Origin of the sequence: Paenibacillus sp. FSL R5-0701, from assembly GCF_037973995.1 — a bacterium.
Taxonomy (GTDB): domain Bacteria; phylum Bacillota; class Bacilli; order Paenibacillales; family Paenibacillaceae; genus Paenibacillus.
The window spans coordinates 2,073,480-2,091,858 of record NZ_CP150230.1 but is presented as its reverse complement, the minus strand read 5'-3'; the positions used below and the strand labels follow the sequence as shown (position 1 = coordinate 2,091,858).

Below are 18,379 nucleotides of genomic sequence, written 5' to 3'. Positions count from 1 at the left end.
TTTGCTCATTTGTATAGGAAATTCGTCACATTATTCAGCATTTCCCGACAAATTACTCGCAACATCGACTTCTACAAGCTCTTGAGGGGCTTCAATGGAGGCTTGAGGTTCAAACGTGACCGATCCAATTTTACGGAATTTCTCATAACGATCCTGCTTTAGCTGCTCACCGCTCCATCCCTTCATCTCGTCGAGATGACGGACCAAAGCTTCACTGATGAAAGCAGCAGACGCTTCATAATCCCGATGAGCACCGCCGCGTGGCTCAGGGACAATCTCTTCAATGACTTCCATCTCCAGCAGGTCTTTGGCTGTTATTTTCATGGCTTCAGCCGCCTGATCTGCCTTGGATGCATCCTTCCAGAGAATCGAAGCAGCGCCGTTTGGAGAGATTGCAGAATAGATCGCATGTTCCAGCATCAACACACGATTACCCACAGCCATAGCGAGGGCACCGCCGCTTCCACCTTCGCCGATGACCACAACAATAACAGGAACCGATAGCTTCGCCATTTCCATGAGGTTGCGAGCAATCGCTTCCGATTGACCTCTCTCTTCTGCAGTATTACCCGGATACGCCCCTTTAGTATCAATAAACGTAATAATAGGGCGGCCAAATTTGTTCGCTTGTTTCATCAGACGAAGTCCTTTTCGGAAACCTTCTGGATGAGCGCTGCCGAAAAAGCGGGCGATATTATCCTTCGTGTCTTTCCCCCGCTGTTGTCCGATTACCGTTACTGTCTTTCCATTCAACTTGGCAAGTCCGCCAACAACCGCAAGATCGTCTCCGAACATGCGATCACCGTGCAGCTCAATGAAGTCCGTAAATATCAGCTGGATCAGATCCAGTGCCGTTGGGCGCTGCTGATGACGGGCCAGATGCATCTTCTGAGCTGCTGTTATGCCAGTGTAGATCTCTTCTTCAAGTCTATGGTAACGTTCTTCCAGGCGGGCAATCTCGTCCGTGAAGTCGATGCCTTTTTCCTGTCCAAACTGTACGAGTTCATCAATCTTTTTGCGCATCTCAACCAGAGGCGCTTCATATGGCAACTCACCCGCCATTTAGACCCCTCCTTTTTCACTATGCATATCCAGAAGCTTGCCAAGAGTGGCCCGAAGCTCTTTCCGGTGCACAACCATGTCCAACTGACCATGTTGCATATTAAATTCAGCCGTCTGGAAATCATCAGGTAACTTCTGACGGATCGTCTGTTCGATAACGATTCTGCCGGCAAAACCAAATACAGCGCCAGGTTCGGCAATATTAATATCGCCCAGGCTCGCAAAACTTGCCGAGACTCCACCTGTCGTTGGGTCCGTAATGACCGAAATGTACAGCCCGCCCTGTTCATCCAAACGGGATAAAGCTGCGCTTGTTTTGGCCATTTGCATGAGGCTGAGAATACTCTCTTGCATCCGGGCACCACCCGATGTAGAGAAAATAATCAATGGTAACCGTTTCTCTGTTGCATGCTCAACGGCACGGGTAATTTTCTCCCCTACAACAGAACCCATGCTTCCTGTGAAGAAATCAAAGCTCATGACAGCCACAACTACAGGCAGGCCATCAATGGTTCCTTCCCCTGTAATTACCGCTTCCTTCAGGCCCGATTTCAGACGCTGTTGTTCCAATTTGTTGCTATATCCAGGAAAGCCAAGTGGATCAACCGATATCATATCAGCATCAAACTCAACAAATCCTTGATCATCAAGTACCATAGCAATGCGCTCCATAGCGTTAAGACGCATATGGTAACCGCAGGCAGGACATACTTTCAGATTTTTCTCCAATTCCTTGCTATATTGAATGGTGCCGCATTTGCTGCACTTGTTCATAAGCCCTTCAGGTATTTCACGTTTTGGGCGTTCTAGAACTTCCTGGCCTTCACCGGGAAGTGCACGCTCGGAAGGTATGGTAGCGTACTTCCGTTTCTTCTGGAATATATCTTTGAACACAACTACACCTCTCCAGCCGTTGATTTGATGGCCGCAACCTGCAGAGCGCTGCTTGTGGCAGCTTCATCCGAGTGCTACGGTAAACCGCTTACGACCCACACGCTGCCCTGGGCCTTGTCCAGCATTCACAACAAAAAAATCCGCCGGTACAGGGCAAGGATCAGCGGCTTCTGTCAGCACGATTGATGTTACCTGCAAAAACCGAAAGATTGTTGCGCCGATGTTTGAATCTATCTTGGTAGGGTCTCCGGGAGCAACCAGGTCGGTCCTTGTCCTAACAAAAAAAGAAGGAAGGACAGCAGCATACAATACATGCAAGTCGATTCCTCTCTCCGCTTACGCGATTAGTCCCTTATGTACCGATGGTACTTCTTCATCTGCCAAGGCACGTCGATGTCGAACAAATCAGGAATGCAGAATGGAATTCAACACTTCCTGGACCTCTTCCAATTCCCCAGAAGGGACGCGAATCTCAAATTGCTGCTTGGATAAACTGATGGGACGGGTCTGTACCAGAAAACCTTCTTCCGAAAGCTTGGTCTTGATCTTGTCCGCAACCTTTGCTGTCGGTGCAATGTAAATCACCGTCCACATGCCTTGTCCGCCCCCTAAGCTAATGTTCAGAGCCCGTATATTGGACTAATGATAACATACCTCACTTTTTTTCTGCAAGAAAGGGTTCGGGACCTTTGGGGAGAATTTGGGATCATGAGGGACATTAGTCCCCCACGAATAACTCATATGGTTGACGAAATCTTCTTGTTCCTACCTCTTCCATAAACAGCCACAAGCTTATCAGGGCAGCGTCAGCCGCCCTTGAAGACCTTCATATGAGCCATTAGATTAACCATAACAGGCAAGCATGGAAATACAGGAGGTTAAAGTTCTGAGGGGTATTTTTTGGCTTTAATATTTTTGTGTGCAATCCGGGCAGAAGCCGCAGCGGCCACCCCTGCGACCAGATCATCCAAAAAGACATGAATGGCTGTTGTGTGTTCGTTCAAATCATGAATTACACCTATTTTTTCTTTATCCAGGTAACCAAAGCTGGTTAAACCGATCATACCATACACATGAGTAATGCCGAGGGCCAGAGTCTCGTCCACTCCATACAGGGATTCATCCGCTTCCATAATAGCCTGTAACGGTTGGGGCAAGAGTTTTTTCTCCGCAAGTTCGTCGAGAGCAATACCCGTATAGAGCGTATATTGCACCTCTCGTTTCTGCAGAACGGATTTCACGCTGGTTACACAGTCGTCCAAGGTCAGTTCGGGGTGGTACCCTTTTTGCAGACGGTATACAATTGCTGCGATTGCATCAATCCGTACACCCCGCCGGGCCAGCATGGCTTCTACGATTTCATATGACATATCTCGACCTCCCGCATCAATCCCCCGAGGACCGCGAGGTCCTTCGGTGTTCTCAAGTGTATGCAGCAACCTGTTAAAATGTTCATAAAATGTGCGGATGGTCAAGAACAGTCGCACCCTGGACATGTTGCAGGTTTGTACATTCCGCTCTGGTCTGTAGCTGGCCTATAACAAGTCTGTCATTCATCTGTTTAAACCCTGTCGTCAGGGAACCCCGCTAAAATAATCACAAAAAAACCTGTTCAGCATTGAGCCAAACAGGTTTCATAATATGGATAAGTGCTATCACTTACGGGACAGCCTCTTATTTAATTTTGACCGTGCCTTCCCCCAGCATTTTCTCCATATCGGAGAATAAGGTTGGTGATGGCTTAATCCTATAGGCATCACTTAGCGCAAGCAGCTTCTGCTGCTGCTCATAGAAGAGCACTGTCGCCACAGGTCCGGGATGCTCCTGAAGCAGCTGCTTCAGACGTGCCAGAAGCTCAGGCTTCTCCGCATGCGGGGCAATCTTCACGAACACCCGCTGCTCCACGGCCCGCGGTTCGCGGCTCTGCGCCTGGCTGCCTGCCGCTTCTGCGGCACCGCCAGGCCGGGAAGCCGCCGCCGTGGCTGCACCCGTACCCGCCGCATCGCTGCGCGTCGCTACCGAGCCTCGGCTCCCGCTGCTGCGCGCAGCGGAAGCATCCCCGCCTGCGCTGCTGCGCTGCGCTTCGGCTCCTGCGCCCGCTGGCCGCCGCGGCGAAGCCGACTGCGCCGGGCGCGAAGAGCTGCCGCTGCCGGGCTTGACGCGCCGGTCACGGCTGCGCAGCTGCTGCTCCAGTGTCGCCGGTGACAACGGCACCACTTCCTCAGCCAGCAGCTTAAACCCTTCGTCCTGCTGCTGCACTTTGGCACGCACGATGAGCAGTTCACCTTTCCCGACATGTTGCTGGCTACGCCGCCATACCTCGGGAAAGAGAACCACTTCGCAGCGTTCAATCTGGTCTTCCAGCTCCATGAACGCCATAGCCTTGCCCTGTTTCGTCGTAATCGACTTCACGGACACAACCATACCCGCGGCGACGGTCATCGTGTCGTCTGCCGCCTCGGTCAGCTCCATGATCCGGTCAGCCCCACTCGATTCCAGCACATCTTCATAGTCATCCAGCGGATGCCCGGAGAGATACAAACCTAACAACTCACGCTCCAGCTCCAGTTGCTGCCCTGAGGAATAAGGAGGAATATCCGGATACTCAATCTCCCAGTTTGGCGTCTCAACAAAGTCGAACAATTGAATCTGCAGATCCTCGCGTTCCTTGCGCCATTTCAGAGCCGCTTCAACAGTCTCATCCAGCATCGCGAGCAATTGGGCCCGGTGCCCAGGTAATGTATCAAAAGCTCCGGCCTGGATCAGCGATTCAATCACACGTTTGTTGCATACACGCAGATCCACACGACGACAAAAATCGAGCAAACTGTCGAACGGTCTCTCCTGCCTTACGATCATAATGCTTTCCATTGCCTGGGTACCGACATTTTTCACAGCGGCCAGACCAAATCGTATTGCGCCCGTTAATTTTTCCTCATCCGGAATATCATTAGACACTGCAACGTTCTTCTCTGCTGAGGAGAGTTCCCCTTGCTCCGCGCGCGAAGAAGACGCCTCTTGTCCCTCGTCATTACCATTTTCCATTGAAGAAGCCGTCACCAATCCAGGTTCCTTCCGGTTGTCGGATGTCTCAGGCATGGATGTTGCTGCCTGCCACTCATATTCACCACTGTCCTCTTCGGGTCCAGGACCGGGATCATCCGGCAGAGGTGCTTCACCATATTCGGCTTGTTCCGAATGCCCATCATGCTCATGAACGCGATCTTCCCTGAAGGAACTCACGTTACCGTTCGCGGCATGTTCTTCGATCGGGCTTCCGGTATCACTCTCTGCATCTGCTCCCGCAGTCTGCTGCGATACATTGCTCTGATCCCCAGCTCCTGCGCTGGCGGACGGCACAAATACAGGTGTGAACAGAATACCGCTCTCATTCACATCCGGAGGAAGCACCTCCATGTCCATACGCCGACATTCCACCACGTACTCTGCCACTTTCCGATGACTGCCCATTACGGCTGTTAACATGGATGCCATAAAATGAACCGGATAATGAGCCTTCAGATACGCTGTCTGGAACGCAAGCACACCATATGCCGCAGCATGAGCCCGCGGGAAGCCATAGTTGGCAAACTTGACGATCATATCATAGACCAGGTCTGCCTCTTCTTCGTTATACCCTTGTTTCAGGCTGCCTTGTACAAAGTGTCCACGCTCCAGATCCAGCACTTCCCGTTTCTTCTTGGAGACCGCTCTGCGAAGCAAATCTGCCTCACCCAGCGAGAAACCGGCCATCCGGGAGGCTATCTGCATGATCTGCTCCTGATACACGATGATGCCGTACGTATCTTTCAGGATAGGCTCCAGATCCACATGGGGGTAATCCACTTCAATCTGTCCATGCTTGCCCTGAATGTATTTGGATATGAACTCCATCGGGCCCGGACGGTACAAGGCAAGTACAGAGATTACATCTTCAAAACCACTTGGCTTCATCTCTTTCAGCACACGGCGTACCCCCGCAGACTCCAGTTGGAATATGCCCATCGTGTCCCCTCGCCCAAGCATCTCGTACGTTAACGGATCATCATCGGGAATAAGACGGAAGTCCGGAATTTCTCCATGTTCCCCAATCCAGCGCACACAACGCTCAATGATCGAGAGGGTACGCAGACCAAGAAAGTCCATTTTAAGCAGACCAATAGACTCCAGGTTTTCCATGGAATACTGGGTTAATGCTGTCCCTTCACTGCCCTCCTGAAGTGGCACCACATCGGTTAGCGGGTCACGGGATATAACCACTCCCGCTGCATGCGTCGAAGCATGGCGTGGCATACCTTCTACCTTCATCGCCATATCCAGCAGCTCACGTGTCTTAGGCTTGGTTTCATACAGCGCCTTCAGTTCAGGTGTAGCTTCCATGGCCCGCTCAATGTTAATGCCAAGCTGCGCCGGAATCAGCTTTGCAGCCTTGTCCACTTCACCATAAGGCACATTCAGTGCCCGTCCAACATCACGTACGGCTGCACGGGCAGCCATCGTTCCAAACGTAATAATCTGGGCGACATGGGCTTTGCCATATTTATGCGCGACATAATCAATGACTTCATCTCGCCGTTCATCGCTGAAGTCAATATCAATATCCGGCATGGAGATCCGCTCCGGATTCAGGAATCGTTCGAAGAGCAGGTTGTATTTCATCGGATCAACATCGGTAATATGCAACGTGTACGCTACAAGACTACCTGCCGAGGAGCCCCGGCCTGGTCCAGTAACAATGCCTTGTTTATGCGCATAGGCGATAAAATCCCAAACAATCAGGAAATAATCCGAGAATCCCATGCTGTCGATTATACCCAGCTCATACGCCAATCGTTGTTCGAGTTCGGATCGAAGCTCCGCATCTGTCCAACGTGTGGACTGCGCATAACGCTCCTCCATTCCTTCTTCGCACAGCTGACGCAGATACGCCGAAGGGCTGAGTCCATCGGGAAGTGGTCTGTATTCCGGCAAAATCGATTTGCCGAATTCCAGCTTCAACTCACAGGACTCCGCAATGCGGACGGTGTTCGCCAGAGCTTCGGGTACATGAGGAAACAAACGAGCCATCTCTTCTTCACTTTTCAGATAGAGCTGATTGGTTCCAATCCGAAGCCGAGTCTCATCATCCACGGTCTTGCCCGTTCCGATACAGATCAGCACATCCTGAAGCTCAGCATCCTCTTCCGACAGATAATGCGCATCATTGGTCGCTACAAGCGGAATCTCCAGCTCGGCAGCCAGTTTGATCAACTGCGGATTTACCCTTTTTTGCTCGGAAAGCCCGTGATCCTGAAGTTCCAGATAGAAATCGGCACCAAAGATATTTTTGTAGCGTAACGCGGCACGTCTTGCCTCTTCTTCTCGCCCATGCAGCAGATGCTGTGGTACTTCCCCACCCAGACATGCGCTTAGACAGATAATGCCCTCGTGATGGGCAGCCAGACTTTCCATATCTACACGGGGTTTGTAATGAAAACCTTCGAGATGTCCAATGGAGCACAATTTCATCAGATTACGGTAACCCGTCATATTTTTGGCCAGCAAAATCAAATGATGAATCGGTTGATCCTTGCGGCTTCCCCGCTCTTTGCGGGACCCTGCTGTCATGTATGCCTCGCACCCTATAATCGGCTTGATGCCTCTCTCCATACATGCTTTATAAAAAGGAATTGCACCATACATCACGCCATGGTCGGTCAGCGCAAGTGTCGTCATTCCGAGATCTGCAGCCTTATTCACGAGATCCGGAATACGCGCAGCGCCGTCCAGCAAACTGTATTCGCTGTGAACGTGCAAATGCACAAAAGAACTCATGTTTTTTTCTTCCTTTCGCCGCAGATAGTCGCAGCATCGATCTTCTGATCCGTCTGCTACCCTATCTATCTCATATATATATGAATTAAATAAATAAAAAAAATGGAATCTCCTATTAAAATTCGTGACAACCTCATAAAAAGGAGACTTTATTATTCTATTTTATCATAACGTTCGGGGGCACGCCCATACAATAGAAGTACAAGCCGCTCCCCCTGTGACAGACCGAAGACAGGAGGTGTGCTGCTAGGTCTGAAAGGGGTGTTGCCAGTGAGCACATTTTTGTCCAAAGCCATTCTTGATTTCTTTATTGCGTTTGGAATCGTGCTGGGCGGCGCGATGATCGGAGGTATTGGAGCAGTGATCTCACTTCAGCCTCCGACACAGACGATGCTCGATATTTCCGGGAAAATAAAGATATGGGCACTCGCAGCCGCTGTCGGCGGCACAATAGATCCCATGCGTGTCATCGAGAGCAATTTCCTGGATGGTAACCTGTCTCCGGCGGTCAAACAAATTCTGTATTTGATCTCTGCTTTTATGGGCGCGCATATGGGAACCGAGCTGGTGAAATGGGTGTGCGGCGGAGGCCGGAGCTAATATGAGACAGGAACAGCGTTCATGAGAATTCCGCCATTTTCCCGTTACCGCCCGCTGATGCGAATGACCGCTGTGTTTGTTCTGGGAATGATCGCTGGATGTGTCGTCTACAACGGCGTATTTCACCTGAGTTACAATGCGTTGTGGCTGAACAATCAGGAGCTGCAGCTTCAGCTGCATCAGAATGAGGAGGATATCAAAACGCTGAAAAAATACAGTAAACGTCAAACCGTTATCAAGGAAATCAAGGTCCGTGCAGAAGAATCGGATAAGGGGCCAGACGAAGCTTCTCTGAAAGTGATGTTACAGAAACTCGGAGACGAACTTGAGGTACTTCGGGGCAGAGATGTATTCAACATCGATGAGTATAGCAAAATGACGCGAATCATGCTGAATCAGAAAGTCTACTCGGTCAGGGAAAAGGAGTACACCGTTCAGGTCAAAACGATGCTGGTTATGGAAGGCGTACTGCAAGTTTGGGTACAGATTCGCATGCACGTTCCTGCGTAACAGCAAAAAACTGCCCTTGTCTGCATCTCTGCATGGTACAATAAGGGCAGTAAATGCTTTCCAGAAAAGGAGCTGCGTCTTTGTGTTCATTGATGTACTCAAATATGCTCTAATCGCCATCTTTGCTGTTGCCATCGTTTTTGCAGTGTTGAACAGCATTCGTTCACACAGAAGTTCAGATGCTGCCAGCGCCGGTCTGTACCGTTCGTGGACAAATATCTGGATGGGTGGCATGCTTGTCGTGCTTGCACTGATTCTGATGTTTGTCTTCACGGGTTCCACTTTATCCGTGATTGTGGAAGCGCTATTTCTGATTATGGGTGCGTATAATGTATTTGCCGGAATACGTAACCGCAGTTATTATGCGCGGCTTCAACAACGGTCCAATAAGGGATCAGGTAAAACCTCCGGACAATCTGCATGATCCGTTGCAGCGCTATCATTGTGTCTGCAAAAAGAGAGTACTTCCCCTTCGTTAAGCGAAGCCAGAACCGCGCGACAGCGCAACCCGGCAGAGCTTATTGGTCAGGGAGTACTCTCTTTGTCTATGCCCGAGGCAACGTACCCTGCTAGGCATGGTCAATCGACTGCAATGTCATTACCGCTTTGCATACCACACTGCCTTCACGGGTAACCACAATGTCCATTTTGCACGTTCGACGGCTGGTTTCCAGAATTAACGGTCGAACCAGGATCTGATCCTCAATCTGTACCGGTCGAACAAAATACGTCGTTACATTATCGACCACATGGTCGTTCCCTGTAACATCCCACGCTGCCCGCCGGCCAGCCTGTGTCATCACATTCAACAGAACACCTTCGGAGATCGTACCCAGATCCGTTGCCATCTGAGGAATGATGAATCCGTGAAATAACAGTTCGTTCTGTTCACCACGCTCCTCGGCAAACCCGTTCCAGATCAGATGATCAAACGTCTCTCCCAGTTGTGGCTGCTTCTGTGCATCCCGCATGGCCTGAAGCACTTCCTTGCGTGTGACGGACGCAATCAGTTTGCGGTTCCGATCCACGATTGGCAGAAAATCGATGCCTTCCCAGGTCATAATCTGGGCAGCAGAAGCAAGAGATGTCTGCAATGAGGCCGTAATCGGGCGGCGTATCACACATTTCTCAATACTTTGATCTTCTTTCAGCTCACTGACATCCTTCAGACTCACAATCCCGATGACCCGGTTCCATTCATCCACCACCGGGAAGCGATGTTCACCCGTCTCCGACACCAGCATATGAAAATCTGCGGCTGAACTGGTCACCTTCAATACCTGCAAGCGAGGTTTCTGACCAATGATATCCTCAACAAGCATAATTTTTTTCTTAATCAGCCGATCGAAGATCGCACGGTTAATCATTGAAGCCACTGTGAATGTATCATGTCTGGAAGAGATAATGGGTAGCCCAAGCTCGTCAGCCATAATTCTTACTTCACGACTTGTCCCAAAACCACCCGTAATCAACACGCCCGCTCCCTGTTCGAGGGCAAGCGAGTGAGCATCTTCACGGTTACCTACAATCAGCAGACTCCCAGCGTCAATATAACGGGCCATTGCCTGTTCTTTCATCGCACCAATCACATACTTGTGCAGCGGTTTGGTGAGACCTTCGTTCCCCCCCAGCACATGGCCCTCCACAATGGTCACAACATCAGCAAAGGTCAACTGTTCCGACATGCCCCGAGGTCTCTTCTCGATCCGCACCGTTCCAATTCGTTCCTTGGTCACGACCAGCCCGAAGTTCTCCGCCTCTTTCACCGCACGATATGCTGTCCCTTCACTTACACCCAGCTCCCGCGCAAGTCCACGTACTGATATTTTGCTGCCAACCTTCAGTTGTTCAATATGTTGAAGTAACTGTTCATGCTTCGTTACGTTCTCTTCCTGTCCGTCCAACTGTACCACCCCCGAAGATGCATCTGTACTATACTGTACCTATTATAACACGACGTCAGGAAAATAACCCCACTTCCTATCCCATTCTTATTGGGAAATGGGCTGCTTGAATTCAATCTTCTGATTATTCCCTGATCCTTGTATATAACAAAAAGACCGGCCCCTTATGTGCAAGGGAATCCGGTCTTGTTCCAGAGGCAGAACCAACGCTGTTGGCCCTGGCATACGGATTGTAATTCTATCCTTTATACAGACTCGCTCCGCTCCTGCTTGTCCAGCAGTTTCATCTCCCACTGCCGCAGCTTCGCCCGACGAACGGCTTCCAGCGCACGCTTCTTCTCTTCATCCACACCAAGAATAAAATGCAGATGTGCGCCAACGATTAATAAGGAGAACAGCACCCATACGATGCCAAAAATATTAACCCAGTCCATTCCTCCAGCAAAGGAAATCCGCGGCAGTGCTATGACCAGCATCGACAACGCAATAAGCAGATAGATTACATGTTTTGCTTTTTTCAACCTTTTCACCATTCACAGCTCCTTCGTTCTTGATCGACTCTATATGTCTAGTCTATGAACGATAAGGAGCCAATATGAAAGGTTCAGGTAAAAAAACAAGACAACCTTTTTGAACTACCTTTTTTACGCTTCAGCGCCACCGTACAGATGACCCAGACTGTCAGCAATAATTTTATTCACGTCTTCAATGATGACACTGAGGCGACGCTCCGCGTCAAACAAGCGACGGATATTCAGATTCAAGCTCAGTACCTCAAACAATTTTTCCATTTTCTCCATCTCATCCGGAGCTGGCATATCCCCGCTCATCATACGTTGTTGCAGTTCCATTTGTTGATCACGGAAGTTATCCAGCATTGCTTTTGCATCCGGATCAGCTTCAATCAGCTTCATCGCGGAAGTAATCTCTTCCACCTCGCTGCTTTCTCTCAGTGCTTTGGCCAAATCATTGGCTTTGTCATAAATGTTCACTATTATTCCTCCTCAGATTGGTTTGTTCATCCGTGTTAATACACGCTTTTCTTCGCTGTCAAACAAGGACGATCTGAAACAGGCCATCCATAACCTGCCTCGAAATCAAATGCATTTAATCCATATGGGTCAATCACCAAGGGTTATATGTCCTCATATGATGAAGCACATGCCATGTTCAGATGCCGTTCAACTTCGAGATCAGACATCAAGTTGCCGCCCGGAAGGAGATCCGTGATGTCCACTAAAAAAGTAACGATTCAGGTTACCGGCTCGGGCATCCTGCAGGACGACGTCATCATGCTGGGCGAAGGGGTGCTTAAGGCGCTTAAAATCCCTTCAGGAAGGCCGCTTCAGCTGCAATTTGGCTCTTTCCGTCGCGAAGTCACTGTTATTCCGGTACCAAGGTATGACGGGCTGCGCATCAATCAGACAGTTGCCAGCAAGACCGGTCTCGTTCCACGTTCGGTTCTGAGGGTATCCTATCGTTCAGCCAGCCGTACGCTTCGCCTTGGACCCTACATCAGTGTACTGGTTAGCCAGGATTATCCCGATCAGCCCGATCGGCCCTTTGGCTCCATCACGATGTTCTGTCAAGAACTGGTGAACGCCTGCCGTAAGCAAGGCGCCTATGTATCCTTTTTCACACCGGAGGATATTGGAGCGGTAACGGGTTATATGAAGGGCTGGGTGTATGATGACGGCTGGAAAAAGACTGTTCTGCCTGTAGCAGACGTCGTCAATAACCGGCTAACGTCCCGCAAGCTTGAGAACAAACCTAGCGTACAGCATTTTATGAAAGAAGTAAAATTGCTCTACGGCACGCAAACCTTCAATGAAAAGTTTCTGGACAAAAACGAAGTGTTTGACGCACTCAAGTCCATTTCAACGCTTAAACGAGTTCTTCCCGAGTCTCATTTACTCAAGACGTCCGCCCTGCTCAAGACGATGTGCAACCGACATCCGGTTGTATTTCTGAAGCCCGTACGCGGTTCTTTGGGTAAAGGGATCATCCGGGTATCACGTCAGACGGACGGAAGCTTCCTGACTCTGGCGACTGGCGTCGGGGGCACCCGGAAACAAACGTATACTTCTCTGGATAAACTGTATGCCAGTATGTCTGGGAAAATGAAAACAACGCGTTATCAGATCCAACAAGGGCTGACTCTCATTGACAACAGTGGCAGACCCGTGGATTTCCGTGCGCTCGTGCAAAAGAACCGTACAGGAAAATGGAGTGTAACCTCCATCGTCGCCCGGATTGCAGGCGGGAGTCACTACGTATCCAATCTGGCACGGGGTGGAAGTCTCAGCACCGTCAAGGATGCTGTTGCCAAAACACAGTTGTCTGGATCAGCCAAAGCTTCCGCTTATGCAGGATTGCACACCGCAGCACTAGATATCGCAAAGGGGATTGAGAGTGCCATCCCTGCTCATTTTGGTGAACTTGGTATTGATCTGGCTCTGGACACCACTGGGCGCGTATGGCTGCTCGAAGTCAACTCCAAACCATCCAAGAATGATAATACACCACTGAGTGAGAGCAAGATCCGCCCTTCCGTCAAAGCCATGCTTGAATATTCTACGTACCTGGCGGGTTTTTGAAAAGTTATTCCCTACTGGAAACAAATCTGATAGAGGAGAGGTGCAGCGTAATGTTTCCATCATCTCAGACCAAGACACTGGCCATTCTTGTACGTGCAACCGAAGGCTCACCTCCCTTTACAGATGAACTTTTCTGTCGTCGTCTCAGTGTGGGGAGCATGCGATACGCCCTTCAGATTATTGTGATCCCGATATCAAATGATGCAGTCCATCTCCCTCTTCAATGGGGATATGTCTATCATCAAGGGAAGTGGAATTCGGTACCTGTTCCTGCAGTCGATCTCATTATGGATCGTTGTCTTCGCCCGATCTCCAGGTACGTCAGACAACAGCTTAAGGAATGGATACCAACCAACGGCACAGATCAACACCGTTATTGGTCTGCTTCCCTTCCAGGAAAATGGGAGGTACATCGTGTGTTGTCCCGAAATCCTGAATTGAGGTCACAACTTGCTCCCACGACCCGGATCGGATCACATATTCCTTGGGAAACATGGCTGGACCGTTGGCCCAGAGGACTGTTCTTCAAACCGGTATCCGGGACTCATGGCAAAAATACCTTTCGCATGTCTCGGGGAACGACTCCATCAACATGGATCGTGGAGGGGCGTAACGAGGACAATGAACCCTTTTTTCTTACATTCAACCATACCCAGGCTGTATCTTCCTGGCTAGCATTACATCAGGCTGAGCGTAAGATGATCGTGCAGCCATATCTGGAGCTTAGCCATCATGGAAGAGCATTCGACATACGGGCTCTAATGCAAAAGAATGGGCAAGGTCGCTGGACGCTTACCGGATGTATGGTACGGGAAGGACCCGAAGGTTCACTCACGTCCAATCTTCACGGTGGGGGTAAAGCATATCCTGCCCACGCATATCTGCTCCAGCGATATGGAACGATTCGTACAGAAACTCTGCTGAAGAGCATCCGGCAGACTGCTACTCTTATCCCCACCCTGCTGGAAAGCCGTTTCGGCAGGTTAGCCGAATTGGGGCTTGATTTCGGAGCAGATGCAGAGGGCCAACTCTGGCTAATTGAAGTCAACTCCAAACCAGGCCGCACCTCATTTGCAGAAGCGGGCGACCGACGCATGCATACTCTGACTTATACCCGGCCGCTTGCCTATGCCCGTTATCTGTTGCAACAACATGTTCTCACGGACGTCATTCGTCCAATGAAATTGCCGAATACATCCAGCAAAGCTGGCCTGAAACCCATCCCGATTCACGGCGGCTGAGGCCCGCAGCGCCCGCTTGCCATGGAGCCCAAGGATCTTTTCAGGATAGGAGGATAAATCATGAGTTTGACCTTTTGCAATCTGCATTTCACCAAGCAACCGGATAAAGTGGTTTATGTATCCAACGCTTTAATGAAGAGCCTCAACCTGTCCGGCAAAAAAACGGTGCACCTTCGCTTCGGGCGTGACCGGGTACCTGCAACGATCAAACCAATCAAAAAAGCAGGTAAACATCTGTATCTCGCTTCAGGTATCCGTAATATGATGAACGTTCCCAAACGGGGCAGTATTTATCTCCGGAATTTGCAAAATGATGAGGTCCAGTTAGGTCCACTGATCGGCGTACTCTCTGATGGGCCTGCGACGAGCACGAATCCATTCGGTTCCCGTACTGGTTTCATCAAACAGTTACTCCGTGAAGGCAGCCGAAAATCCTATATTTATGCCTTTACTCCCCGGGATATCAATTGGCAGAATGAGACGGTATCCGGTTTTTTTCTGAATGATAACGGAAGCTTTACCCGCAGAACGGTACCTCTGCCCGATGTCGTCTACAACCGGTTACCAAGCCGTCGTTCAGATTTCTCACCAGCCATTAACCAACTGCGGGAACGATTTATTCGTCGGAAAATTCCGTTCTTCAATTGGAGCTTCTTCAACAAATCGGATATCTATACATTGCTGGAGAACGAACCAACAGCCGGAAGGTATATCCCTGAATCAATTACCAATCCGTCCGTTGAACAGATGAAGGAAATGTTGGAACGCCATCAGTTCGTCTACTATAAACCTACTGCCGGAAGTCTGGGGAACGGGATCTACCGCCTGACTTACTCGCCCAAACGTGGATATTTCGCACGTTATCGCAAAAAAGGCGGTAATGCACTCCTGCGTTTTGGGTCCTTCAACAGTCTGATGCGCATGCTTCAGGGAAGACATGGCAAACAGCTACGCGGATATGTCGTTCAGCAGGGAATACGTCTAATTGAGATTGATGAATGTCCAATTGATTTTCGTTTTCACATGCATAAAAATGGTAACAATCAATGGGTTGTTGTCGGAATTGGAGCCAAAAAGGCAGGACGTGGCAGCGTCACAACACACATCAAAAATGGCGGCTCCCTAATGACTCCTGAGCAGGCGCTCAGTCGCAACTTCGGCGATCGTGCGGGAGAAGTTCTTCAGCATGCCAAATCCGTCGCTATTACACTGGCCCAGGCGATTGAAACCCAGCACCAGCATCTGATTGGTGAGATTGGCTTTGATCTGGGCATTGATCAGGAGGAACATGTATGGATGTTCGAAGCGAACGCCAAACCCGGGCGCTCCATTTTCCGTCACCCTTCACTCCGGGTGGAGGGCAAATCGTCGGTGGAGCACATCTTGGAACACTGCCTGTATTTGAGCAAGTTCCGGAAGAAGGAAGAAATTTGATGAGCCTTCATGATGATTTCAAACCTGTCATTGCTGTTTTGACCATGCATGATAAACAGCGCATGTTCAGGGGAAATCATCAAAATTTTCAGGATATCTTACAGACAGGCGAAAGCATGGGATACGTGGTGTACATTGTAACTGTTCGGGATCTGAACGTGAGTGGTCCCACCGTGAAAGGATATACGTACAACAAGGGGAGTGGAAAGTGGGTTTCACAACCTTTCCCCCTTCCCCATGTTCTGTACAATCGTATTCCCAACCGGGAAGACGAAGGAAAACCTTCCGTACAGCGTAAAATTGACGAATGCATGCAATCCGGAATCGAACTGTATAACCCATTCTTTTTCAACAAATGGGATCTGTTCGAATGGCTGAAGAAGTCCAAATCGACTCAGCAACTGATCCCTTATACTCGGCGGATGCGAAGTGCTTCTTCTCTGGGTGCCGTTCTACGGGCGTATCCCTACCTGTACCTTAAGCCCGAGAGCGGCAAAGCTGGCAAAGGAATCATGATGCTTAAATTTCAGGAAAAAGAACGACTTCCCTACCGACTCAAAATACAAACCACACGTAAAAGCACGACCTATAAAGCAGCTACACTTGCCAAGTTATGGGCACGAATTCGCAAAGAAACCGGACTTACGCCCTATATCATGCAACAAGGCATTGAATTGGCATCCTCTCGTAAACGCCCCTTCGATTTGCGTGTTCTTGTACAAAAGAACACCAAGGGCCAATGGAGCGTAACCGGTGTAGGAGCGAGACTTGCTGGCTCCCGCAGCATTACAACGCATGTGCCGCGCGGCGGGAGCGTAGAAGACCCTGAGAAGCTGCTGACCGAGCTTTTTGGCGAAGAAATGTCAACAACCCTGATGAAACGTGTGAAATCCACTTCATTAATGATCGCAAGACAGGTAGAACGGGGATCTGGTTTCACACTCGGAGAAATGTCCATGGATCTGGGCATTGATGACCTGGGGGAACTCTGGTTCTTCGAAGCCAATGCAAAGCCCATGAAGTTTGATGAACCACAGATCAGACGGCGGTCATTGGAACGTATATTTCACTACAGCGCTTATCTTGCCCGTCAGTCCAAACGATGATAGACAGGAATACTGCAAAAAGAAGGTGATTGTTTGTGTCCTCACCTGTTCTGGGCATTATGACGTTGTACTTAAATGAACATCGCGCTCTTGAAGAACGAAGCGTCTATCGCAGAATGATTCTTGAAGGGCGCAAGCGGGGACTCGATATCTATGTATTCACACCAGCCGACGTACACCCCGGGGGCAAACAAATTGAAGCCATGGTTTTTCATGAGGGAAAAGGCTGGTCCAGGGAGTGGCGATCATTCCCGGACCTGATCTTTGATCGCTGCCGGATTCAACGTAACCGAAGGTTCCAGCAATTGCTTGCTTTTCGTGAGAAATATGGGCATCTGCTCTTTCTGAACAGGCCACTGCGCAATAAATGGACCATCCACCAGACCCTTTTACAAAAAGCCAACTTTCGTGAACACCTGCCGGAAACCGCTCTATTTCAGGATATGTCCGATGTAAACCGGATGCTCAAAGTTTCTTCCCTGGTCTATCTCAAACCCATTAATGGAACAGGCGGACGTGGTATTCTGCGCATTGAACGCAGCAGTAGCGAGGCTAATACGGTGCTTGTTCAGGGGCGGGATCAGAAACGTCGTATCATCACTCCACGTAAAGTTCATTTCTCACGACTTGGCGCGTTGCTCCAGCACTGGAACATGAAAGACAAGTATCTTGTACAAAAGGGGATTCAACTTCAGCTTCCGAATGGACGTGTGCATGATTATCGCATGCTCGTTCAGAAGAATGGTGAAGGACAATGGGAGCTTACTGGATGTGCTGGACGCATGGGTGCAGAAAAAAGCGTGACCTCCAATCTGCATGGCGGCGGTCAGGCAATAGCGATGAACCGACTCATGAAGCAATGGATCGAAGATGACGACCTCCGGGCAGAAATTAACACAACTGCAGAGAAATTCGGCATTGATGTTGCTTCGTTTCTGGAAGATACGTATGGCGACCTGTGTGAGCTGGCACTGGATTTGGCGATTGACAGAAGCGGACGTATCTACCTGCTTGAAGTTAATCCCAAACCTGCGCGTGAAGTATTCGCTCGCATCGGGGAGCGGGATATCTATTATAAAGCCATCACTCAACCGCTGGAGTATGCCTTATATGTATATCGCAACAGACCTCCCGGAACGTCCAGAAAACCAGCCACTCCCAGGCCCGTTTCGCAAAAATCCACCAGAGTAAAAAGAAAAAGGAAAGTCAAGTGAATG

General features: G+C 49.7%; 17 protein-coding genes. 8 read left to right on the top strand and 9 right to left on the bottom strand.

Going from position 1 to position 18,379, the window contains the following annotated elements:
• Positions 1 to 30: 30 nt before the first annotated feature.
• From MKZ13_RS09825 to MKZ13_RS09800, 6 genes are all read right to left on the bottom strand, one after another.
• Positions 31 to 1,062: an acetyl-CoA carboxylase carboxyltransferase subunit alpha gene (locus tag MKZ13_RS09825; RefSeq protein ID WP_237176131.1), complete on the bottom strand. Its 1,032-nt coding sequence runs from the start codon at positions 1,060 to 1,062 to the stop codon at positions 31 to 33.
• On the bottom strand, positions 1,063 to 1,956 hold the full coding sequence (gene accD, locus MKZ13_RS09820) for an acetyl-CoA carboxylase, carboxyltransferase subunit beta (protein ID WP_237176132.1): 894 nt from the start codon (positions 1,954 to 1,956) through the stop codon (positions 1,063 to 1,065).
• A gap of 63 nt (positions 1,957 to 2,019) precedes the next feature.
• Entirely contained in the window at positions 2,020 to 2,274 is a 255-nt protein-coding gene (locus tag MKZ13_RS09815; RefSeq protein ID WP_339183663.1) for a hypothetical protein, read from the bottom strand.
• An 87-nt stretch (positions 2,275 to 2,361) separates the two neighbouring features.
• Positions 2,362 to 2,550 (bottom strand): hypothetical protein, encoded by a 189-nt coding sequence (locus MKZ13_RS09810; RefSeq protein ID WP_017689496.1) that lies wholly within the window; start codon positions 2,548 to 2,550, stop codon positions 2,362 to 2,364.
• Between the two features lie 284 nt (positions 2,551 to 2,834).
• Positions 2,835 to 3,326, bottom strand: a complete 492-nt coding sequence (locus tag MKZ13_RS09805; RefSeq protein WP_339183661.1) for a phosphatidylglycerophosphatase A — start codon at positions 3,324 to 3,326, stop codon at positions 2,835 to 2,837.
• A 304-nt stretch (positions 3,327 to 3,630) separates the two neighbouring features.
• Entirely contained in the window at positions 3,631 to 7,770 is a 4,140-nt protein-coding gene (locus MKZ13_RS09800; protein ID WP_339183659.1) for a DNA polymerase III subunit alpha, read from the bottom strand.
• Between the two features lie 270 nt (positions 7,771 to 8,040).
• Between MKZ13_RS09800 and MKZ13_RS09795 the strand changes: the two genes are divergently transcribed.
• The 3 genes from MKZ13_RS09795 (at position 8,041) to MKZ13_RS09785 (ending at position 9,304) form a co-directional block, all read left to right on the top strand.
• Positions 8,041 to 8,370 (top strand): YtrH family sporulation protein, encoded by a 330-nt coding sequence (locus MKZ13_RS09795; RefSeq protein WP_026081169.1) that lies wholly within the window; start codon positions 8,041 to 8,043, stop codon positions 8,368 to 8,370.
• 21 nt (positions 8,371 to 8,391) lie between these two features.
• Entirely contained in the window at positions 8,392 to 8,880 is a 489-nt protein-coding gene (locus tag MKZ13_RS09790; RefSeq protein WP_017689500.1) for a hypothetical protein, read from the top strand.
• A gap of 82 nt (positions 8,881 to 8,962) precedes the next feature.
• Positions 8,963 to 9,304: a YtpI family protein gene (locus MKZ13_RS09785; RefSeq protein ID WP_339183657.1), complete on the top strand. Its 342-nt coding sequence runs from the start codon at positions 8,963 to 8,965 to the stop codon at positions 9,302 to 9,304.
• A 145-nt stretch (positions 9,305 to 9,449) separates the two neighbouring features.
• On the opposite strand, the gene MKZ13_RS09780 is transcribed toward MKZ13_RS09785, so the two are convergent.
• The 3 genes from MKZ13_RS09780 to MKZ13_RS09770 all read right to left on the bottom strand — a co-directional run bounded on the left by MKZ13_RS09780 (position 9,450) and on the right by MKZ13_RS09770 (position 11,776).
• Positions 9,450 to 10,784 (bottom strand): DRTGG domain-containing protein, encoded by a 1,335-nt coding sequence (locus MKZ13_RS09780; RefSeq protein WP_076209105.1) that lies wholly within the window; start codon positions 10,782 to 10,784, stop codon positions 9,450 to 9,452.
• A 245-nt stretch (positions 10,785 to 11,029) separates the two neighbouring features.
• Complete coding sequence (locus MKZ13_RS09775; RefSeq protein ID WP_085981456.1) at positions 11,030 to 11,314, bottom strand: hypothetical protein; 285 nt, start codon at positions 11,312 to 11,314, stop codon at positions 11,030 to 11,032.
• Between the two features lie 114 nt (positions 11,315 to 11,428).
• Positions 11,429 to 11,776, bottom strand: coding sequence for a YlbF family regulator (locus tag MKZ13_RS09770; RefSeq protein ID WP_036609862.1), 348 nt, complete (start codon positions 11,774 to 11,776; stop codon positions 11,429 to 11,431).
• A gap of 237 nt (positions 11,777 to 12,013) precedes the next feature.
• Here MKZ13_RS09770 and MKZ13_RS09765 point away from each other — a divergent pair, with 237 nt between their 5' ends.
• Genes MKZ13_RS09765 through MKZ13_RS09745 form a run of 5 tightly spaced genes read left to right on the top strand, consistent with a single transcriptional unit; the run spans position 12,014 to position 18,376 of the window.
• Positions 12,014 to 13,381: a YheC/YheD family protein gene (locus MKZ13_RS09765; RefSeq protein ID WP_339183654.1), complete on the top strand. Its 1,368-nt coding sequence runs from the start codon at positions 12,014 to 12,016 to the stop codon at positions 13,379 to 13,381.
• Positions 13,382 to 13,431: 50 nt separating this feature from the next.
• On the top strand, positions 13,432 to 14,622 hold the full coding sequence (locus MKZ13_RS09760; RefSeq protein ID WP_339183652.1) for a YheC/YheD family protein: 1,191 nt from the start codon (positions 13,432 to 13,434) through the stop codon (positions 14,620 to 14,622).
• Positions 14,623 to 14,682: 60 nt separating this feature from the next.
• Positions 14,683 to 16,056: a YheC/YheD family protein gene (locus tag MKZ13_RS09755; RefSeq protein ID WP_339183650.1), complete on the top strand. Its 1,374-nt coding sequence runs from the start codon at positions 14,683 to 14,685 to the stop codon at positions 16,054 to 16,056.
• Positions 16,056 to 17,162: a YheC/YheD family protein gene (locus tag MKZ13_RS09750; protein ID WP_221823121.1), complete on the top strand. Its 1,107-nt coding sequence runs from the start codon at positions 16,056 to 16,058 to the stop codon at positions 17,160 to 17,162. The genes MKZ13_RS09755 and MKZ13_RS09750 overlap by 1 nt, the downstream gene beginning before the upstream one ends.
• 35 nt (positions 17,163 to 17,197) lie before the next feature.
• Complete coding sequence (locus tag MKZ13_RS09745; RefSeq protein WP_339183647.1) at positions 17,198 to 18,376, top strand: YheC/YheD family protein; 1,179 nt, start codon at positions 17,198 to 17,200, stop codon at positions 18,374 to 18,376.
• Positions 18,377 to 18,379 lie beyond the last annotated feature (3 nt).

Coding starts and splice junctions, on each gene's coding strand:
- MKZ13_RS09825 (WP_237176131.1), bottom strand. CDS start 1,062: ATGGCGGGTGAGTTGCCATATGAAGCGCCTCTGGTTGAGATGCGCAAA.
- MKZ13_RS09810 (WP_017689496.1), bottom strand. CDS start 2,550: ATGTGGACGGTGATTTACATTGCACCGACAGCAAAGGTTGCGGACAAG.
- MKZ13_RS09805 (WP_339183661.1), bottom strand. CDS start 3,326: ATGTCATATGAAATCGTAGAAGCCATGCTGGCCCGGCGGGGTGTACGG.
- MKZ13_RS09800 (WP_339183659.1), bottom strand. CDS start 7,770: ATGAGTTCTTTTGTGCATTTGCACGTTCACAGCGAATACAGTTTGCTG.
- MKZ13_RS09790 (WP_017689500.1), top strand. CDS start 8,392: ATGAGAATTCCGCCATTTTCCCGTTACCGCCCGCTGATGCGAATGACC.
- MKZ13_RS09765 (WP_339183654.1), top strand. CDS start 12,014: ATGTCCACTAAAAAAGTAACGATTCAGGTTACCGGCTCGGGCATCCTG.
- MKZ13_RS09760 (WP_339183652.1), top strand. CDS start 13,432: ATGTTTCCATCATCTCAGACCAAGACACTGGCCATTCTTGTACGTGCA.
- MKZ13_RS09755 (WP_339183650.1), top strand. CDS start 14,683: ATGAGTTTGACCTTTTGCAATCTGCATTTCACCAAGCAACCGGATAAA.
- MKZ13_RS09750 (WP_221823121.1), top strand. CDS start 16,056: ATGAGCCTTCATGATGATTTCAAACCTGTCATTGCTGTTTTGACCATG.